The organism is Streptomyces sp. 2323.1 (assembly GCF_900221035.1).
In the GTDB taxonomy this organism is placed as follows: Bacteria; Actinomycetota; Actinomycetes; order Streptomycetales; family Streptomycetaceae; genus Streptomyces; species Streptomyces sioyaensis.
Genome location: NZ_LT907981.1, coordinates 5654735 through 5671588 on the forward strand (window position 1 = coordinate 5654735; position 16854 = coordinate 5671588).

The 16854-nt window shown below is 71.3% G+C and carries 16 protein-coding genes, 1 tRNA gene and 1 riboswitch; of the genes, 10 read left to right on the forward strand and 7 right to left on the reverse strand.

The window, feature by feature from the left end; all coding sequences use genetic code 11:
* Positions 1-119: 119 nt before the first annotated feature.
* Complete coding sequence (locus CPH93_RS24325) at positions 120-1427, reverse strand: hypothetical protein (protein WP_173910012.1); 1308 nt, start codon at positions 1425-1427, stop codon at positions 120-122.
* 219 nt (positions 1428-1646) lie between these two features.
* On the opposite strand from CPH93_RS24325, the gene CPH93_RS24330 reads away from it, so the two are divergent.
* Positions 1647-1718: transfer RNA gene (locus CPH93_RS24330), tRNA-Val, on the forward strand.
* Positions 1719-1897: 179 nt separating this feature from the next.
* Here the strand turns inward: CPH93_RS24330 and CPH93_RS24335 are convergent.
* Entirely contained in the window at positions 1898-2689 is a 792-nt protein-coding gene (locus CPH93_RS24335) for a bestrophin-like domain (RefSeq protein WP_231976942.1), read from the reverse strand.
* Positions 2690-2920: 231 nt separating this feature from the next.
* Here CPH93_RS24335 and CPH93_RS36455 point away from each other — a divergent pair, with 231 nt between their 5' ends.
* On the forward strand, positions 2921-4336 hold the full coding sequence (locus CPH93_RS36455) for a protein kinase domain-containing protein (protein WP_096214067.1): 1416 nt from the start codon (positions 2921-2923) through the stop codon (positions 4334-4336).
* 99 nt (positions 4337-4435) lie between these two features.
* On the opposite strand, the gene CPH93_RS24345 is transcribed toward CPH93_RS36455, so the two are convergent.
* Complete coding sequence (locus tag CPH93_RS24345; protein ID WP_093482969.1) at positions 4436-5335, reverse strand: LysR family transcriptional regulator; 900 nt, start codon at positions 5333-5335, stop codon at positions 4436-4438.
* Between the two features lie 239 nt (positions 5336-5574).
* Between CPH93_RS24345 and CPH93_RS24350 the strand changes: the two genes are divergently transcribed.
* The 7 genes from CPH93_RS24350 to CPH93_RS24380 all read left to right on the forward strand — a co-directional run bounded on the left by CPH93_RS24350 (position 5575) and on the right by CPH93_RS24380 (position 12492).
* Complete coding sequence (locus tag CPH93_RS24350; RefSeq protein ID WP_331716958.1) at positions 5575-6021, forward strand: ATP-binding protein; 447 nt, start codon at positions 5575-5577, stop codon at positions 6019-6021.
* 191 nt (positions 6022-6212) lie between these two features.
* On the forward strand, positions 6213-7517 hold the full coding sequence (locus CPH93_RS24355; protein WP_231976943.1) for an MFS transporter: 1305 nt from the start codon (positions 6213-6215) through the stop codon (positions 7515-7517).
* A 102-nt stretch (positions 7518-7619) separates the two neighbouring features.
* Positions 7620-9032: a M20/M25/M40 family metallo-hydrolase gene (locus CPH93_RS24360; protein ID WP_093482967.1), complete on the forward strand. Its 1413-nt coding sequence runs from the start codon at positions 7620-7622 to the stop codon at positions 9030-9032.
* A gap of 6 nt (positions 9033-9038) precedes the next feature.
* On the forward strand, positions 9039-10265 hold the full coding sequence (locus tag CPH93_RS24365; protein ID WP_096214068.1) for a CaiB/BaiF CoA transferase family protein: 1227 nt from the start codon (positions 9039-9041) through the stop codon (positions 10263-10265).
* A complete protein-coding gene (locus CPH93_RS24370) occupies positions 10262-11047 on the forward strand; it encodes an enoyl-CoA hydratase/isomerase family protein (RefSeq protein WP_096214069.1) in 786 nt (261 codons plus the stop codon). Before CPH93_RS24365 ends, CPH93_RS24370 begins: the two co-directional genes overlap by 4 nt.
* Positions 11048-11209: 162 nt before the next feature.
* The gene (locus tag CPH93_RS24375; RefSeq protein ID WP_093648889.1) at positions 11210-11761 is read left to right on the forward strand and encodes a DoxX family protein; all 552 of its coding nucleotides are present in this window, start codon (positions 11210-11212) and stop codon (positions 11759-11761) included.
* 230 nt (positions 11762-11991) lie between these two features.
* Entirely contained in the window at positions 11992-12492 is a 501-nt protein-coding gene (locus CPH93_RS24380; RefSeq protein ID WP_093482963.1) for a VOC family protein, read from the forward strand.
* Positions 12493-12516: 24 nt separating this feature from the next.
* On the opposite strand, the gene CPH93_RS24385 is transcribed toward CPH93_RS24380, so the two are convergent.
* The 3 genes from CPH93_RS24385 to CPH93_RS24395 all read right to left on the reverse strand — a co-directional run bounded on the left by CPH93_RS24385 (position 12517) and on the right by CPH93_RS24395 (position 15537).
* Complete coding sequence (locus CPH93_RS24385; protein ID WP_231977473.1) at positions 12517-13734, reverse strand: HoxN/HupN/NixA family nickel/cobalt transporter; 1218 nt, start codon at positions 13732-13734, stop codon at positions 12517-12519.
* Positions 13735-13765: 31 nt separating this feature from the next.
* Positions 13766-13980: riboswitch (cobalamin riboswitch) on the reverse strand.
* Positions 13981-14059: 79 nt separating this feature from the next.
* Positions 14060-14908, reverse strand: a complete 849-nt coding sequence (locus CPH93_RS24390; protein ID WP_096214070.1) for an alpha/beta fold hydrolase — start codon at positions 14906-14908, stop codon at positions 14060-14062.
* On the reverse strand, positions 14905-15537 hold the full coding sequence (locus CPH93_RS24395; protein WP_231976944.1) for a MarR family winged helix-turn-helix transcriptional regulator: 633 nt from the start codon (positions 15535-15537) through the stop codon (positions 14905-14907). Before CPH93_RS24395 ends, CPH93_RS24390 begins: the two co-directional genes overlap by 4 nt.
* 143 nt (positions 15538-15680) lie before the next feature.
* Between CPH93_RS24395 and CPH93_RS24400 the strand changes: the two genes are divergently transcribed.
* Positions 15681-16142 (forward strand): hypothetical protein, encoded by a 462-nt coding sequence (locus CPH93_RS24400; protein WP_096214071.1) that lies wholly within the window; start codon positions 15681-15683, stop codon positions 16140-16142.
* On the opposite strand, the gene CPH93_RS24405 is transcribed toward CPH93_RS24400, so the two are convergent.
* Complete coding sequence (locus CPH93_RS24405; RefSeq protein ID WP_096214072.1) at positions 16105-16761, reverse strand: nucleoside/nucleotide kinase family protein; 657 nt, start codon at positions 16759-16761, stop codon at positions 16105-16107. The two genes, CPH93_RS24400 and CPH93_RS24405, sit on opposite strands and share 38 nt — an antisense overlap.
* Positions 16762-16854: the final 93 nt, after the last annotated feature.

A 16854-nucleotide genomic window follows, 5' to 3' on the forward strand; every position in this document is an offset into this window, starting at 1 on the left:
ATCGCGCCCGGGCGGCGCGGACCGTTCACCCGCCGGAGGAAAGCCGTCGGAGGCCGCCCTCAGCGCCACCGGAGCCCCGGGCCGCGCCCCGGCCCCGCCCCGCGACGCCCCGGTCCATGTCAGCCGGCCCCCGCCCCGCCCCTCGCGTCCCTGATCTCCTGCACCACCCGGGCCACCGTCTGCCGGACGGCGTCGGTCTCGGTCAGGAAGTGCCACCAGTCCGGATGCCGGCCCTCCAGGCCCGCGATCGCGCGGTCCAGCCGCGCCACCGCGTCGTCCAGGGGGCCGGCGTGCCGCGGGTCGGGGGTGCTGCGCCCGGCCATCGCCAGCCGCTGCGCGTCGCGGATCGCGAAGCGCGTCCGGTCGATCTCCTTCTGCCGGTCGAACGACACCGCATCGAGCCGCTGCAGCCGCTCGCCGGCCGCCGACACCGCCTCGTCGACGGTGTCCAGCAGCGCCCGTACGGTCGCCAGCAGGCTCGTGGCATCCGCCCAGCGCTGCTCGTCACGCGCCTGCTGCGCCTCCCGCAGCTTGGTCTCGGCCTGCCGGACGGACTGCGCGGCCTGCTCCGGCACCTGCTGGAGGTCCTGCCAGCACGCCGCGCTGTACCGCCGCCGCAGCTCGCTGAGGACCGGGTCGACCTTCCCCGCACGCGTGGTGATCGCCTGCGCCCGGGTCCGCAACGACACCAGCCGCTTGTCGATCTCCGCGGCTTTGCCCGGCAGCCGCTCGGCCTCGGCCCGTACGGCCTCGGCCTTGCGCAGCACGTCGTCGGCCCGCCGGATCGTCTCCTGGACGCCGTGCTGCCCGGCGCCCTGATTGAGCTTGGTCAGCTCCGGCCCGAGCGCCGCCAGCCGGCCCGCCAGATCGTCCGCCCGCAGCCCCTGGGCACGCACCGCATCCAGCCCATTGCTCGCCGCGAGCAGCGCCTGCCGGGCCCGCTCCACGGCCGGGGCCAGCCGGGCCAGCTGCGTCTCGGCGGTCTGCAGCAGCGGCCCGAGCCCCTGCGCGAACCGGTCGAGCTCGCCCTTGACGCGGTTCAGTTCCTCCTTGGCCCGCGTCAGATCGGCCCGCGCCCGCGCCATGGCGGCGCCGTCCAGATCGTCACGGTCCAGATCGTGCGAGTCGACCGCGGTGATGTATCCCTGGCTCACCTCATCGATCCGCCGGCCGAAGCCCGCGTAATCCTCCGCGATCTTCCGCGCGGCCGGCGAACTGTCCACGGCGGTGATCGTCTCTATGGAGATCCGCAGATCCCGCTGCGCGGTGTCCAGCTCGTAGAACGCCTCCGCCGCGGCATCCTTCGCGGCCTGCGCATCGGCCCGCTGACCCTCCCCGCGCCCGAACCAGCGACGGGTCCCCCCGCCCGCGAACGCCATCGGCGCCAGCGCGGCCAGCAACGGCAGCGGCAACAGCGCGAGCGCCACCACATCCCGGACCGGCCCCCCACGGGCGCGACGGCGTTCTCGCTGCTCATGCGGCTGCGTTTCTCTCGCCGTCACTTCCCTCTCCCGATCGATCGCATCGCCCCAGGCCGAATGTCATTGTCCCACTCACCGGAACGAACACCCCGACCGGTAAGTTCGTCCTCCGCACGCTGGTTTGCAGTCCAGCCCAGAAGGCAAGGTAGTCTGTCGGCTCGGCCAGGGCGCATAGCTCAGCGGTAGAGCGCTGCTCTTACAAAGCAGATGTCGGCGGTTCAAATCCGTCTGTGCCCACTTACCACGCAAACGACAAAGGCCCAGGTCATCCGGTGTGAATTCGGATTCCTGGGCCTTGATCGTTTTATGCTCCGGACGCCGCGCGACGGAGTTCGTGCCGTGTGCCTGCCGGAGGGCCCGGCCGGTCTTCCTGGACCGCTCGGCAGCGGGACGGTCGCCGGCATCTCCCCCCCCCGCTACTGAGGCGACGACAGGACCTGGATCACCGCGTTCAGGGGCTCCGGGGACGAAGAGAGTTCGCCGAGGAAGGGATATGCCAGTTCTGTGACGAGGAACAGGTTGGCGGCGACGAGGACGCTCACCGCCGCGACCATCCCGTAGTGCATCCGGGCCTGCTCGGTGCCGAAGATGATGGAGAACCCGAGGACCAGTCCGGTGTTCAGGAAGATCACCATCCACAGCGACGCGGGCGGGCCGGTGTTGGAGCGTGCCGCAAGCAGCCGTTGCGTTCGTGCGCCGGTCAAGTCCCTCAGGGACGCGAGCGAGCCGGTGAGGACGGCTCGTTGGATGTCGTTGCGCGGCTTGATCTCCTCGTACGTGCCGTACAGGCGGTTCAGCGCGTTCTCGGCCTCGGGCGTGGTGCGGCCGACCGCGGCGCGGGGCCACTCGGCCGTCGCCGCGCGGCCGTACTCCAGCAGGCTCTGCCGGATCCGTGCGCTCTCGGCCGTGCCGAACCCATGGAGTCCCCTGGCCAGCTGCACCGCCGCGGCGCCCTCGGCCCGCGTCATCTGGTCTGCCGAGTTCACTTGCCCCCAGAGCGAGAGGACCATGAAGCCGATGAGGAACCCGTAGACGAGACCGACAACGGGAAAGATGAATTGTGCGACCTCGTTGTGCCTGCCCTGCCTGAGGCGGGGGAAACTGTGCCGGACGAACGCCTGGACGACTGCTGTCCCGCCGGCGATCCCGACGACGAGCGCTGCCAGCAGCAACCCGGGCGGGAGGTTCATCATGATCCAACGGGCCACTGCTCCACGCTCCTGACGTACCCCACACCCGCCACCACCGGCGCGGTGGCCAACGAATGCACCGGCCTGCGGACACGCCGTGGTGTGAGGGGGCCCGTTCTGTCCGGGCCCGGGTGTTTGTCCGGTGTTGGTGGTTCTCCCGTGGGACCGGGGCCCCTCTCCCCGCCGGGAGGGCGCGGAGAACGGCCTGGGTAGAGTGCGCCGCGCGTACCACGTTTAGGGGAGCGAGCGATGCCACAGCCACTGGATGCCGGAGACCCGGCCGTGGTCGGTCCGTACCGATTGAGGGCCCGGCTCGGGGCCGGCGGTATGGGGCAGGTGTACCTGGGCGAGTCCGGTTCGGGGCGGCGGGTCGCCGTGAAGGTCGTACGGGCCGAGATCGCCAAGGACCCGGGCTTTCGCCGGCGGTTCCGGCGGGAGGTCGAGCTGGCGATGAAGGCGGGCGGCTTCTGGACGGCTCCCGTGGTGGACGCCGATCCGGACGCGCCGACGCCCTGGGTGGCCAGTCAGTACGTCCCGGGTCCCTCGCTGGCGGAGCAGGTGGCGGCGCACGGGCCGCTGGACGAGGCGGCGTTGCGGCAGCTGGCCGCGGGACTGGCCGAAGCGCTGCAGGCGTTCCACCGGATCGGGCTGGTGCACCGCGATCTGAAGCCGTCGAATGTGCTGCTCCTGGACGACGGGCCGCGGGTCATCGACTTCGGGATCTCCAAGGCCCTGGAGGACGACAGCGGTACGGCGCTGACGGTGACCGGCACGGTGCTGGGCACCCCCGCCTTCATGTCCCCCGAGCAGGCCATGGGGCGGGAGGTGGGGGAGCCGTCGGACATCTTCTCGCTCGGTTCGGTGCTGACGTTCGCCGCGACGGGGCGGGGGCCGTTCGGCGACGGGTCGACGCATGCGCTGCTCTTCCGCGTGGTGCACGAGCAGCCGGTGCTGAGCGGCGTGCCGTCGGGTGTTCGGCCGTTGATCGCGGCATGTATGTCCAAGGAACCGGGGGATCGGCTCCGGGCCGTGGACATTACGGCCACGGCGCTGGGGTCGGTCCCGGTGGAAGCAGTTCCGGGCCTGGTCGAGGGGCCGGGTGCGGTGGAAGCTCCGGGTGTGGTGGACCCTCAGGGTTCGGTTGAAGCCACCGGCCCGGTGGGCGATCCGGGCCGGGTGGCAGCGCCGGTGGGTGGGCCGGGAGGGACCGTGCTCGCCTCCGGCTCGGGCGGGCCCGGTGCCACCGAGGCCGCGACGGCATCCGCCTCCCGGCGGCCGGGTCGGGCCCGCGCGAGTGCGGTGCGCGCGCAATCCACCCAGGAGAGTGCTGTACCGCGGGCGGACGCCGTACCGCGGGCGGGCGGATCGCCGGTCGGGCGGGTCGCGCTGCTGGTGTTCCGGGCCGTGGCCCATGCCAGCGGTGTGCTGACCCTTCTGACGTACCTGGTCATGGCGTCCGGTACGGACGAGCTGGCCCTCATCCCTGTGCTCAACAGTCTCTTCGCGGTCCTGTACCTGATCGCCGTGGTCCTGCTTTTCCTCCGGATCAGGCCGTCCAGAGGGACGAAGATCCTGATGGTGCTGGCGGCCGGGCTTCCGCTGGGCACGTTCCTGGCGGAGCGGAAGGTGACCCGTATGGTCCGGGCGGCGGCGGCCGTCGGGTAGGGCTCGCGCGGCGGCGGGGAGCGGAGTCGAGTCCTCCTCCGGAGGGTGTGCCGCGGGGAGCGCGGTCGTGCCCCGTGGTTCCTGCACCTCGACCGGTTCCTACACCTCGATTTCCGCGAGCCGGCGGATCAGGTGGTCGGCGAATGCGTCCACGACGGCCGGGAGTTGACGGCCTGCCATGGCCTGGATCTGGATGGTGCGCAGATGCATTTCCGGGTTGAGGATGGCGATGGCCTTCAGCCCCTCGTTGCGCAGCCGTTCATGCACGGTGATGTGGCTGTTCAGTGAAACGGCATTCGCCTCTTTGACGAAGGTGGACAGGGCGCTGGCGCTGGAACTGACCAGCAGGGGTTCGAAGCTGATGCCCTCGATCGAGCAGCAGAGGTCGAAGAGGCGCCGGTTCGTGGTGCCTTCTTCGGTGAGGGCGACCGGATAGGGAAGCAGATCGTGCAGATGGATTTCGTCCCGCTGCGCGAGCGGGTGATCCGATCTGACCACGGCCTGGATCGGGGCCCGTTGGGCATGGATGACGCGGACGTCGGGAGCGGGCGCGAGGCTGAAGGTGACGGCCAGGTCGACCGAGCCGTCCTTGACCATTTGTGTAGCCGATGACGGGCTCACCACGGGCAGTTGGAAGGTGGTGCCCGGATTCTCCTTGCGGAATGTGGCCATGGCGTGCGGCAGGAATTCCTGCGAGGCGCCCTGTGAACTCGCCACCCGGACGGTGGCCCCCAGCCGGCCGCGGCCGCGGATCTCCGCGAGTACCTGATCGGTTTCCAGGGTGGCTCGGCGCGCATAGGCCGCCAAAAGGGCACCGGCCTCACTGGGTACCATTCCGCGTGGCCGGCGCTCGAACAGCGGGACGCCGATTTCCTGCTCAAGTTTGCCGATCTGCCGGCTGATGGCCGAGCCCGCGACCAGGAGTCGCCTGGATGCCTCATTGACCGAGCCGGTGCGAACCACTTCGAGGAAGTACTCAAGAGCCGGACTGTTCAGCATGCGCTCAGCATAGAAAGCTATTGCTCTTCGGGCAACGATTTGTTCTATAAATTGCGATTGCGTGAATGGTCCGGCCGTGCCTAACGTCGGCAATACGCCCTGCGGGCTCATCCGGAACGGGCGGGCCGAGCGAATCGGCGGCGCCTTTTACCGGCGGCCCCGTCGACCGGCGGCCGGCCGATAGGGCTCCCCTCACCCGGTGTGCATCCTCCCCGCAGGCAGCCGAGGCAGGGATGATCATGAATGCGACGGTCACCGGCGACGACACCGGATCCTGGGCGACACCGGACGGGGACATGTCCTTCCGCTGTCCGCTGCCGCATCTCCCGGAGGCGGTCGCCCCGGCGCGCCGCCGCGCGCACACCGTACTGACCTCCTGGAATCTTCCCGCGACGACCATTGAGGACGCGGTGTTGGTGATCTCCGAACTGGTCACCAACGCGGTCACCCACGCCCTTCCGCCGGCCGTGCTGCACCTGTCCCGGCCCGGGGGTGACGCGCGCTGCGCGCTGCGCATCGAGGTCTCCGATGCGGGGCCGGCGTCCTGCGTCCGCTGGCCGGCCGACGGGGGGCAGCCGGCCGAGCACGGCCGGGGGAGCGGCATCGTCACTGCCTTGTCCCTCCGGTACGGCGCCCGCGCCCACCGCGACGGAATCACGCGCTGGGCGGACCTCCCGGCGGCCTGAGCGGCGTTCACCGTGGCGTTGCCCATTCGGCAACCAGGTGTTCTAAAAGTTGCGATTGTGCGAACGGTCGGTGGGCTCTAGCGTCATCGCTCAACGAGCTCCCGAGGTCTTTTTCCGCTGCTTCGGACTCACTCATCGGCGTTTCCACCCTGCGCGACAGTTCGCCTGCTCGATTCGAGGGAGTAACACTCATGACGACCGCTGGAGAGACAGGTCAGATGATTGCCGAGAAACCCCTGAGCCGGAATCGGGCGAGGCGTGCCGTGCTCGCGGCCACGGCCGGAAACACGCTTGAGTGGTACGACCTGACCACTTATGGGTTCTTCGCGGTTTCGATCTCCAAGGCGTTCTTTCCCACCGGTGACGCAACGGTGTCCCTGATGCTCGCCTTCGGCACATTCGGGATCTCGTATCTGGTCCGGCCGTTGGGCGCACTCGTTCTGGGGCCGTACGCGGACCGCGCCGGACGCAAGGCCGGTCTGCTGTTGACGATCCGGCTGATGATGATCGGCACGTTGCTGATCGCCGTGATGCCCACCTATGCCTCCATCGGCATTGCCGCACCGGTCATGATTCTGCTGGCCCGGCTGTTGCAGGGATTCTCGGCGGGCGGTGAATTCGGCAGTGCGACCGCATTCCTGTCCGAGCAGTCGTCGGACCGGCGCGGCTACATGGCGAGCTGGCAGTTCGCCTCGCAGGGCCTGGCGACGCTGCTGGCCGCGACCTTCGGCACCGTGCTCAGCATGAATCTCTCCGCTGCGCAGCTGGATTCGTGGGGCTGGCGCATTCCGTTCCTCGTCGGCCTGCTGATCGGCCCGGTGGGCTATGTGATCCGCCGGCAGCTCCCGGAGACCCCCGAATTCGCCGAGGCCGTCGAGGCGGGAGAAGCCACGACGACACCGATACGGCAGGTGCTCGGACGGCAGAAGCTGCGGGTGCTGCTCATGGTCGGCGCCATGGTGATGTCCACCGCGGTGACGTATGTGATCGTCTATATGCCGACCTATGCCCAGAAGGTCCTGGGGCTGCCGTCCTCCGCGGGATACATCGGTGCGGCGGTCTCCGGGGTGATGCTGACGACCGTGACGCCCCTGATCGGCCATCTCTCGGACCGGATCGGCCGCACCAAGATCATGCTCATCGCCGGGACCGCGATGGTGCTCCTCATCTGCCCGCTGTTCCTGCTGCTGTCGGGCAGCCCGTCGCTGCTGGTCATGGGCGTGGTGATGGGGGCACTCGGGCTGTTGAAGGCCTGCTACTTCGGTGCGCTGCCGGCCCTGATGTCCGAGGCGTTCCCGACGGCCACCCGCAGCACCGGCCTGTCCCTGAGCTACAACCTCGGCGTGCTGTCCTTCGGCGGCTTCGCCCCGGCGATCATCACCTGGATGATCGCCAGCACCGGCAACCACCTCTCGCCCGGCTTCTACATCATGGCGGCCGGCGCCCTGAGCATCGCCGCCCTGCTGGCCGCCCGGCGCTTCCTCGCCCTGCGCTGACCCGCCGGCCGTATCCCGTACGCACTTCCGACCAGCCGCCAACGGCTGCTGCCGGACGGGCCCCTGCCCGCCGGCCCCCCACGAGAGAACGAGGTCACTTCCATGACGGACGCTGCGACGATCCGCGCTCAGCTCCCCGGCACCCCGCGTGATCTGGTGCACGAGCGCCAGGACGCACTCATCGCCGGACTGATGGACTACGTCAGCCAACCCGGCGTGAGCGCGACCGGCGAGGGGTTCCCCGCCGCGACCGACCGTGCGCTCGACGAGGTCAAGCGGGCCGGCCTGACGCCGTCGGTGCTGGCCAGCGACGGTGGCCGGCCGCTGGTGGTCGGCCACCGCGCCGGGCCGGCCGGGTCGCCGCACGTCCTCCTCTACGGCCACTACGACGTCCAGCCGGCCGGACCGCGCGAACAGTGGGACTCCGACCCCTTCACCCCGGTCCTGCGGGACGGGCGGATCTGGGGGCGCGGCACCGGCGACAACAAGGGCCAGCACTATGCGCATCTGCAGGCGCTGCGCCTGTTCGACGAGTACGCCGGCCAACTGCCCTGCTCGGTCACGGTGCTGCTGGACGGCGAGGAGGAGATCGGCAGCCCCACGCTGGCGACCACCCTGCGGGCGCACCGGGAACTGTTCGACGGCGATCTGGTCGTCTGGAGCGACCGGTCGGTGCACGAGTCCGGTGAATGGTGTGTCTCGCACGGGGTGCGCGGCATGCTCCGGCTCCGGCTGCGGGCGACCGGTCCGAGCCGCCCCCTGCACTCCGGCAACTTCGGCAATGTCGCGACCAATCCGGCCTGGCAGCTGGTCCAGGCGCTGGCCTGCCTCAAGGACCCGGCCGGCCGGGTCCTCGTCGAGGGCTTCGACGACGGCCGCGAACCGCTGCCCGACGCCGACCGCGCCGCGTTCGCCGCGCTCCCGCTCGATCTGCCGCAGGTCCTCGGGGACATCGGGCTGAGCGGGATGGACCCCGCCTTCGACGGGCTGTCCTTCTACGAGCGTCTGGCGGACCGCCCCACGCTGACGATCAACGGGATCAGCACGGGTGACGTGGCCCGGACGATCATCCCCGACACCGCGGAGGCGGGCGTCGACATCCGGCTGACGCCGGGCCAGGATCCGCAGGCCGTCTTCGAGCGGGTGGCCGCCCATCTGCGGGCCCACGCCCCCGAGGTGACGGTCGTCAAGACCGGCGGCACACCGGCCTCCCGGACCACGATCGACAATCCCTACACGCCGCAGGTGGCAGCGGCCATCTCGCGGGTCACCGGGCGGCCCCCGCTGCTGATACCCGCCTACGGCGGCACCCTTCCGGACTGGGTCTTCACCGACGTCCTCGGGCTGCCCAGCATCGGCCTGCCGCTGGCCAACGCCGACCAGGCCAACCACGCGCCGAACGAGAACCTGCGCGTCGACTACTTCCTCGACGCCACCGCCATCTGCATGGAGCTCCTGCTCGAACTGGGCTCGTCCGACGGCCCGTTGGCGCGTCCCACCGCAACGGAGGCGTGAGACCCGATGCACCCCGCACCACACCCCGGGCCCTGGCTCGTCCACGAGGGAACGCTGACCGGTCTGAAGGTCCTCGATCTGTCCCGCATCCTGTCCGGGCCGTTCTGCACCATGATGCTGGCCGACCTGGGCGCCGATGTGATCAAGGTCGAGGACCCCGTCTCCGGAGATGACACCCGGGTCTGGGGTCCCCCCTTCCAGGGCGAGGACGCGGCGTACTTCCACAGCGTCAACCGCAACAAGCGCGGTATCGCCGTCGACCTCAAGGACCCGGAGTGCCGCGGCCTGATCCACGAGCTGGCGGCCGGCGCCGATGTGATCGTGGAGAACTTCCGGCCGGGCACCGCGGCCCGCCTCGGTCTGGGCTACGAGGACGTCCGGGCCGGCAACCCCGGCGTCGTCTACGCCTCGATCAGCGGCTACGGGCAGACCGGGCCGTACCGGCAGGAGCCCGGCTATGACGCGATCGCGCAGGCGGTGAGCGGGGTCATGAGCGTGACCGGCGAACCCGGGGGACCGCCGGTGCGCTTCGGGGTGTCCCCGGCCGACCTCGCCGCCGGCATGTGGGCCGCCCTCGGCATCCTCGCCGCCCTCCGCAGTCGTGAGCGCACGGGCCGGGGCGAGTGGGTCGATGTCTCGCTGCTGGACGGCCAGGTGGCCTGGCTGAGTTATGTGGCCGCCGGCTACTTCGCCTCCGGCGACGTCCCGCAGCGCTACGGCTCGGCCCATCCGGCGATCGTGCCCTACCAGGCGTTCCCCACCGCCGACGGGCATCTCATGGTGGCCGCCGGGAACGACGGGCTCTGGCGCCGTTTCGCCACCGCGATCGGACTCGCCGCGCTCGTCGACGACCCACGGTTCGCGACCAACCCCGACCGGGTCCGCCACCGCGGGGAGCTGCTTCCGCTGATCGAAGGCGCGCTGGCTGCCCGCGGCGCCCAGGAGTGGGCCGCACGGCTCACCGAGGAGGGGATACCGGTCGGTCCGATCAACACCGTCGACCAGGCCCTGCGGCACCCCCAGGTCATCGCCCGCGGCATGGTCACCGAGATCGAGCACCCCGACGCCGGCACCCTCCGTACCCTCACGTCACCCATCAAGCTGTCCGAGCACCCGGCGGCCGTACGCACCCCGCCGCCCCGGCACGGTGAGCACACCGCACAGGTCCTGACCGCCCTCGGGGCCGGCCCCGGGCAACTGGCCGGACTCCGCGCACGGAAGGCCGCGAAGTGACCCCGTCACCCGGCCCCGAGCCCGCCGTCGCGATCACCCGCTCCGGCGCCGTCGGCGAGATCCGGATCGGTGACGGCGGCCGGCGCAACGCTCTTCCCGCCGCCGCCTGGGAGTCCCTGGGCCGGCAGGTCAGGGAGCTCGGGGCGCGCCGGTCGCTGCGGGTGCTGGTGCTCCGCGGGCAGGGCGACACCTTCTGCGCCGGGTCGGACATGACCGACTGGGTGGCGGCGGATCCGGGCCATGTCGAGGAGTCCTTCGCCCACATGGAAGCGGCGTTCACGGCGATCGAGGACTGTCCGGTGCCGGTGATCGCCGAGGTCCGCGGTGTCGCCGCGGGGGCGGGGTGCCAGCTCGCCCTCGCCTGCGATCTGCGGCTCATGGCGGACAGCGCACGGATCGGGATGCCGATCGCCCGGCTCGGCATCCTCGCCAGCCCGGTCTTCGCGGCACGGCTGGTCGCCCTGGCCGGACCGGGCACGGCACGGGAGTTGCTCTACACCGGCCGGCTGGTCGAGGCCCGCACGGCGGTGGCCCTCGGACTCGCCGACCACTGCGTGCCCGACGACCGGCTCGCCGAGCACGTCGGCCGCCTCGCCGCCGGGATCGCCGACCATCCGCCGGCGGCGATCCGGGCCGCCAAACGGGCCGTCGCCGCCGCCCTGGCACCGCAGCGCACGGCGACTGCCGCCCCACAACGGCCGGTGGTGGCCCGGCCCCACTTCGACCGTGCGATCGCTGCGTTCCTCGGGCGGCCCGCGGCGGTACCGCCGGACCCGTCCTGAGCAGGGACGGCGTGGGGTGGGTGCGCGGCGGGTCGTCCGGGGTCGCCGCGCGCTGTTGTTCGCCGTGGGGGGTGCTGTGTATCGTCGAGAGTGACTTGAAGTTTCAAGTAACTGGCCCGTGGGATCGCGGGCCGGACCTCGACCTGTGAAAGAGCGCTCCTCATGACGTCCCCCCTCAGCACTCTTGAGCCCTCCCGCCTCGGCGTATCGATGCGCGACAAGCCCGCTCCGTACGGCTACGACACCGGGCTGCTCGTACTGCGGCTCGCGCTCGGACTGACCATGGCGGCCCACGGTGCCCAGAAGCTGTTCGGCTGGTTCGGCGGGCCGGGGCTCGACGGGACCGGGCAGTTCTTCACGATGAGCGGCTATCCGGCCGGCCGGACGATGGCCGTCGTCGCCGGTCTGAGCGAGACGCTCGGCGGGCTCGGGCTGGTGGCCGGACTGCTCACCCCGCTCGCCGCCGCGGCGGTCGTCGGCACGATGATCAACGCCCTGGCCGTGAAGTGGGGCGGGGGCTTCTTCGCGCCCAAGGGCGTGGAGTACGAGCTGCTGCTGACCGCCGGTGCGGCGGCCCTGGCACTGACCGGGCCCGGCCGCTTGGCCGTTGACCGCTTCCTGCCCGGCCTGCGGGTCCACCGGCCGGTCCGCGGTGTGGCCGCACTGGTGCTGGGGGTGGTCGTGGCGGGCGTGATGCTGCTGGTCCGGAAGTGACGCCGGGCCGGGCGGGGCAGGAACGGACGCCGGCCCGGGACGGGCAGGAACAGACGCCGGCCCGGTCCGGGCAGGAACGGATGCCAGCCCGGCGGGGGCAGGAATGGATGCCGGCCCGGGGCGGGCAGGAATTCACGCCGGCCCGGGGGCAGGCAGGAACAGCGGAGCCGGAAACGGGGAGTGCGGCGGCACCATGGTGGTGTCGCGGCGGAAGAGCGGAGAGCAGGGCCATGCCGGTACGACGTCTCAATCACGCGGTGCTCTACGTACGTGAGGTGGCGCGGGCCGTCGCCTTCTACACCGAGGCCCTCGGGCTCACGGTGGATGTCGAGGTGCCGGGACGCGCCGCGTTTCTCAGCGCTCCCGGCTCGCTCAACGATCACGACCTGGGGCTGTTCGCCGTGGGTCCCGGGGCTCCCGGGCCCGAAGCGGGACGGGTCGGGCTGTACCACCTCGCCTGGGAGGTCGGCACGCTCGGCGAACTCGTCGCGGCGCGTGACCGGCTCGTCGAGCGGGGCGCCCTGCTGGGGGCCAGCGATCACCTCGTCGCCAAGTCGCTGTACGCCAAGGACCCGGACGGCAACGAGTTCGAGGTGATGTGGCGGGTCCCGCGCGAGGACTGGCCCGGCCCGGACCAGCCGGACCGCGTGCTCCCGCTCGATCTGGCAGCGGCACTGGAGCGCTGGGGGCCGGACCTGATGACGGGGGCGGCGGCGGGGTCGGCCACCTGAGGGGAGGCCGGGGCGGGGTGGTCCTCAGGCGTCCGACGCCGCCCGCTCCTCCTGTCCGCTCCGCCCCGCCGGCTGCGCCTCTTCCTCCGGACCTGCCGTGCCTGCCGGACCTGCCGTACCCTCCGGCTTCGTCGGCTGCGCTCGCCCGGCCCGCTCCGTCCAGCGCTTCTCGACGCCGGACAGCCGCCAGTACGCCAGCGCCGCGGCCCACACGACCACGAACAGGCCGACGATGATGAAGCCGACGTTGTCGAGGTCGAGGCCGGATATCCAGCCGGTCAGCGGGTCGGTGAGGGCGAGCTTGTCGTGCAGCACCGTCACCAGCTCGATCGTGCCGATGAAGAAGGCGACGGCGATCGAGAGGCCGGTGATCGCGAGGTTGTAGTAGACCTTGCGCACCGGGTTGGAGAACGCCCACTGGTAGGCGAAGTTCATGAAGGTGCCGTCGAGGGTGTCGAACAGGCTCATTCCGGCGGCGAAGAGCAGCGGCAGACACAGCACCGCGTACCAGGGCAGACCGGCCGCGGCGCCGCTGCCGGCCATCACCATCAGGGTCACTTCGGTCGCGGTGTCGAAGCCGAGCCCGAAGAGGAAGCCGAGCGGGAACATCTGGCCGGGGCGGGAGACGGAGCGGGTGAACCGCCCCAGGAAGCGGTTCATGAAGCCGCGTGAGTCGAGTTGCCGCTCCAGCTCGACCTCGTCGTAGCGGCCGCTGCGCATCTCGCGGAAGACCCGCCACATCCCGGACAGCGCGATGAGGTTGAGGGCGGCGATGAGGTAGAGGAACGACCCCGAGACGGTGGTCCCGACCGTGCCCAGGATCTGGTGCATGCGGGATTCGTCGTTGAGCAGGATGCCGGCGAGCTGCGCGCCGCCCGCCACGAGGGCCGCCATCACGACGACCACGCTGGAGTGGCCGAGGGCGAACCAGAAGCCGACCGAGACCGGCCGCTTGCCGTCGGCCATCAGCTTGCGGGTGGTGTTGTCGATGGCGGCGATGTGGTCGGCATCGAAGGCGTGCCGCATGCCGAGGGTGTACGCGGTGATGCCCAGCCCGACGCCGAAGACCCGGCTGCCGACGGTGTAGTGGTGCGGGACCACCAGCAGGAAGAGCACGCCGAAGGCGACGACATGCAGTCCGGCTATGACGGCCATCAGGCCCGCGGTACGGACGGTGTCCTGCCGTCGCCAGCGAAAGGCGCCGGAGGCAGGGGTGGTCGGGGTATCGGTGGACAGGGCCATCCGGCGGTCACGCTCCAGCACCTCGTGGATCAGTTCGTGAGATGCCGTGGCCGGTCTCCTGGCTTACAGGTGCACGCGTCCGCCCCCGCCTTCCCGGCCGCGGGCTGCGGTCAGTGGCGCCGCAGAGGCGTCATGCGTCTGCGGAAGGGGTGGAAACTCCCCGATCACAGTGGCGAGGGCCGCTCCGGTCTGGGACCTCACGGTCCGTCACCGGTCTTCCCGAACACCACGGCCCGGCCACTCTAGCCGCCACGGGGGAGGGGTGCGGTCCGTGGGGCGGATCCGGCGACGGGCGGGAGCGCCGTCGGCGGGTGAGGCTCGTCCGTCACAGGTCAAGGGAGCAGAGAAAGGCATGGAGTTCCTGGTCGAAGAGCGCGGTGTTCTCCAGATTGACCATATGGGCCGCGCCCGGTATCCGGATCCTGCGGGCGCCGGGGACGGACAGCGCTATCGCATGGGCGTTGGCGGAGATGTCGCGGCCGTCGAGGTCGCCGTCGAATACGACCGTCGGCACCCGGATCTCCCCCAGCCGCCCGGCGGCTCCGACCTCCAGGGGCATCCCGGCCGCCGTCCCCTCGCCATGCACCTCCACATTGGCCTCGGCCGAGGCGCGCATCCGCTCACGGAATCCCGGGTGCACGGCGGACGGTTCGCGGTGCGGCCCGTCCACCCACATCCGCAGGAAGTGCTCGATATAGCGCTCCACGCCGTCCGGTGCGCCGATCGCCGCCACCTGCTCCTTGATGTGCTCCAGGAGGAAGGGGTCGGTGAAGGCGCGGCCGCTGATCCCGGGGGAGGCGAGGGCGAGAGCCGACACCCGGTCCGGGTGGGCGAGGGCGGTGTCCAGCGCGACCCGGGCGCCGTGGGAGAGGCCGACGAGGACGGCGTGGGGGACGCCGAGGGCGTCGAGAAGCGCGCACAGGTCCTCGTGGTGGGCGAAGTCACCGGCCACCGTGGAGGACAGACCGTGGCCGCGGAGGTCGTAACGGATCGCGCGCAGGCCGGAGTTCACCAGCCAGGAGAACTGCTCGTCCCACATGTGCTGGTCGAGCATCGCGCCGTGCAGCAGTACCACCGCGGGGCCCGAGCCCGCCGTCTCGTAGAAGAGTTCGCCCTCCTCGACCGGCACGATGCCGTTGTCGATCTCGGACCAGGCGGTGATTCTGCGGGTCATTCTCTGGGCCGTCCTTTGTGCGTCGGATGCGGTGGGCTGGGCTGGATGCGACGGGCGTCGGTATTGCCGTGACTGTCGGGTTCCTCCGGTGGAACGTGTGAGCCGTTCCCGAGGTGCCGGAATTCCGCACCGAGTCGGTCGAGCACGTGCAGCGCGGTGCGGAGGTCCTCGGCGGGCAGATCGGCCAGCCGCTGCCGCAGCTGCGCCGTCTCGGCCTTCTGGATTCCGCGTATCGCCTCCGCGCCCTCGGCCGTGAGCTGGATCAGCGACGAGCGGCGGTGGGCGGGGTTGGGCGCCGTCACCGCCAGGCCCAGTTCGACGGCGTGGTTCACCCAGCGCTGCACCGGCTGCCGGTCCAGGTCCATCGCGCGCGCCAACTGCGGCACGGTCCGCGGGCCTTCGGCATGCAGCGCGTCCAGCAGTGCGTGTTCGCCGGCGGTCAGGCCCGTACCGGACAGTTCGCGTTCCACCGCGCGCACGACCGTGCGGTGCAGGGGCCACAGGCGCCGGATGACGCCGTACAGCAGGTCTTCGTCGGGCGCCGGCGTCGGTGCTCCCTCGCCGTCGCCGTCGCGCTCGATGGTGCTCATGGACGTGGACTCCCCCTCGATGACGCTGAATCGCCTCACTGATTCCCCCTCAATGACACTCATAGTGTCATGGTGACACTCGTGATGTCGTTTGGGAAGGGGGCTGCCGCGGAAAGGGGTTGAAGAGGAAAACGAGCCTGACGGGACTCGTGTGACCGGTGGATGAGGAAGGCGGACGGTGGATGAAGGTCTCTTTGCTGCGTGCGGTCGGAGTGGCCACGGCGGCGTACGGGGTGGCGGTGGCCGCGGCGCCCGGTCTGCTGGCCCGGCCCTCCGGGCTGGCCGATGCCGCGGGGCGCACCGCCCCGGCGACCCGGACCTCGCTGCGTCCACTGGCCTGGCGGGACGCGGTGAGCGGGCTGGCGCTGGCGCTGGCTCCGGAAGGGCCGGCGCTGCGCACCGCCGCATATGTGCGGATCGCCGCCGACTTGGGGGATGCCGTGCTGCTCGGTGCGACGCTGCCGGGGCGCGGCCGCCGGGCGGTGGCGGTGGCGGTCTCCGTGGGCTGGGGCGCCCTGTCGGTGGCCGGGCTGCTCGCCGAGGGGCAGCGGTCAGGGGGCCGGGCTGTTCGCCGACGGGCCGGGTCAAGGAGGCCGGGGAAGGGAACTATGTGCCCTCGGGGGACGGGGCCTCTTCGGGTGTGAAGCGGATGACGAGGTCGGCGCGCTCGCGGGTGGCCGCCACGACACGGGCGTTGGCCTCGTCCGAGGCGTGCACGAACCGCTCGGCATCGGCACGCGGGCGTCCGAAGCGCTCATGGCGGTCGATCAGCCGCCGGATCCGCTCCGCGCCGTCCAGCTCCACGTACCAGACCTCGTCGAGCAGTGCGCGCACCCGCGACCAGGGGGCGGAGTCGAGCAGGAGGTAGTTGCCCTCGGTGACGATGAGCGGGATGTGGGGTGCGACGGGGATGCTGCCGGCGACCGGCTCCTCGATACGGCGGTCGAAGGCCGGGGCGTAGACGGAGGTGTCCGGTTCGGGGGAGCGCAGACGGGCCAGGAGTGCCGCGTAGCCGCCGGGGTCGAAGGTGTCCGGTGCGCCCTTGCGGTCCCCGCGGCCCAGGCGGCGCAACTCCGCCTCGGCGAGATGGAAGCCGTCCATCGGCACCAGCGCCGCCTGCCCGGCCAGTCCGGCCACGAGATGGGCGGCGAGGGTGGACTTCCCGGCGCCCGGCGGGCCGGTGATCCCGAGCAGCCGGCGCCGGCCGGGCGTCGCGGAGGCGGCGAGGCCATGGGCGCGGGAGAGGAGGTACCGGAGATCCATGATGTCTCCATCGTGCCTGACCGGGAGCCACATCGGGCGGCTGCGCGCCGGGTTGGCAGCTGCATCTCCCGGTCCCTACGGGCCCGGCGCGGC

Excerpts from the sequence above, each read along its gene's own strand:
- CPH93_RS36455 (WP_096214067.1), top strand. The coding sequence starts at position 2,921 with ATGCCACAGCCACTGGATGCCGGAGACCCGGCCGTGGTCGGTCCGTAC.
- CPH93_RS24345 (WP_093482969.1), bottom strand. The coding sequence starts at position 5,335 with ATGCTGAACAGTCCGGCTCTTGAGTACTTCCTCGAAGTGGTTCGCACC.
- CPH93_RS24350 (WP_331716958.1), top strand. The coding sequence starts at position 5,575 with ATGAATGCGACGGTCACCGGCGACGACACCGGATCCTGGGCGACACCG.
- CPH93_RS24355 (WP_231976943.1), top strand. The coding sequence starts at position 6,213 with ATGACGACCGCTGGAGAGACAGGTCAGATGATTGCCGAGAAACCCCTG.
- CPH93_RS24360 (WP_093482967.1), top strand. The coding sequence starts at position 7,620 with ATGACGGACGCTGCGACGATCCGCGCTCAGCTCCCCGGCACCCCGCGT.
- CPH93_RS24365 (WP_096214068.1), top strand. The coding sequence starts at position 9,039 with ATGCACCCCGCACCACACCCCGGGCCCTGGCTCGTCCACGAGGGAACG.
- CPH93_RS24375 (WP_093648889.1), top strand. The coding sequence starts at position 11,210 with ATGACGTCCCCCCTCAGCACTCTTGAGCCCTCCCGCCTCGGCGTATCG.
- CPH93_RS24380 (WP_093482963.1), top strand. The coding sequence starts at position 11,992 with ATGCCGGTACGACGTCTCAATCACGCGGTGCTCTACGTACGTGAGGTG.
- CPH93_RS24385 (WP_231977473.1), bottom strand. The coding sequence starts at position 13,734 with ATGGCCCTGTCCACCGATACCCCGACCACCCCTGCCTCCGGCGCCTTT.
- CPH93_RS24390 (WP_096214070.1), bottom strand. The coding sequence starts at position 14,908 with ATGACCCGCAGAATCACCGCCTGGTCCGAGATCGACAACGGCATCGTG.
- CPH93_RS24400 (WP_096214071.1), top strand. The coding sequence starts at position 15,681 with ATGAAGGTCTCTTTGCTGCGTGCGGTCGGAGTGGCCACGGCGGCGTAC.
- CPH93_RS24405 (WP_096214072.1), bottom strand. The coding sequence starts at position 16,761 with ATGGATCTCCGGTACCTCCTCTCCCGCGCCCATGGCCTCGCCGCCTCC.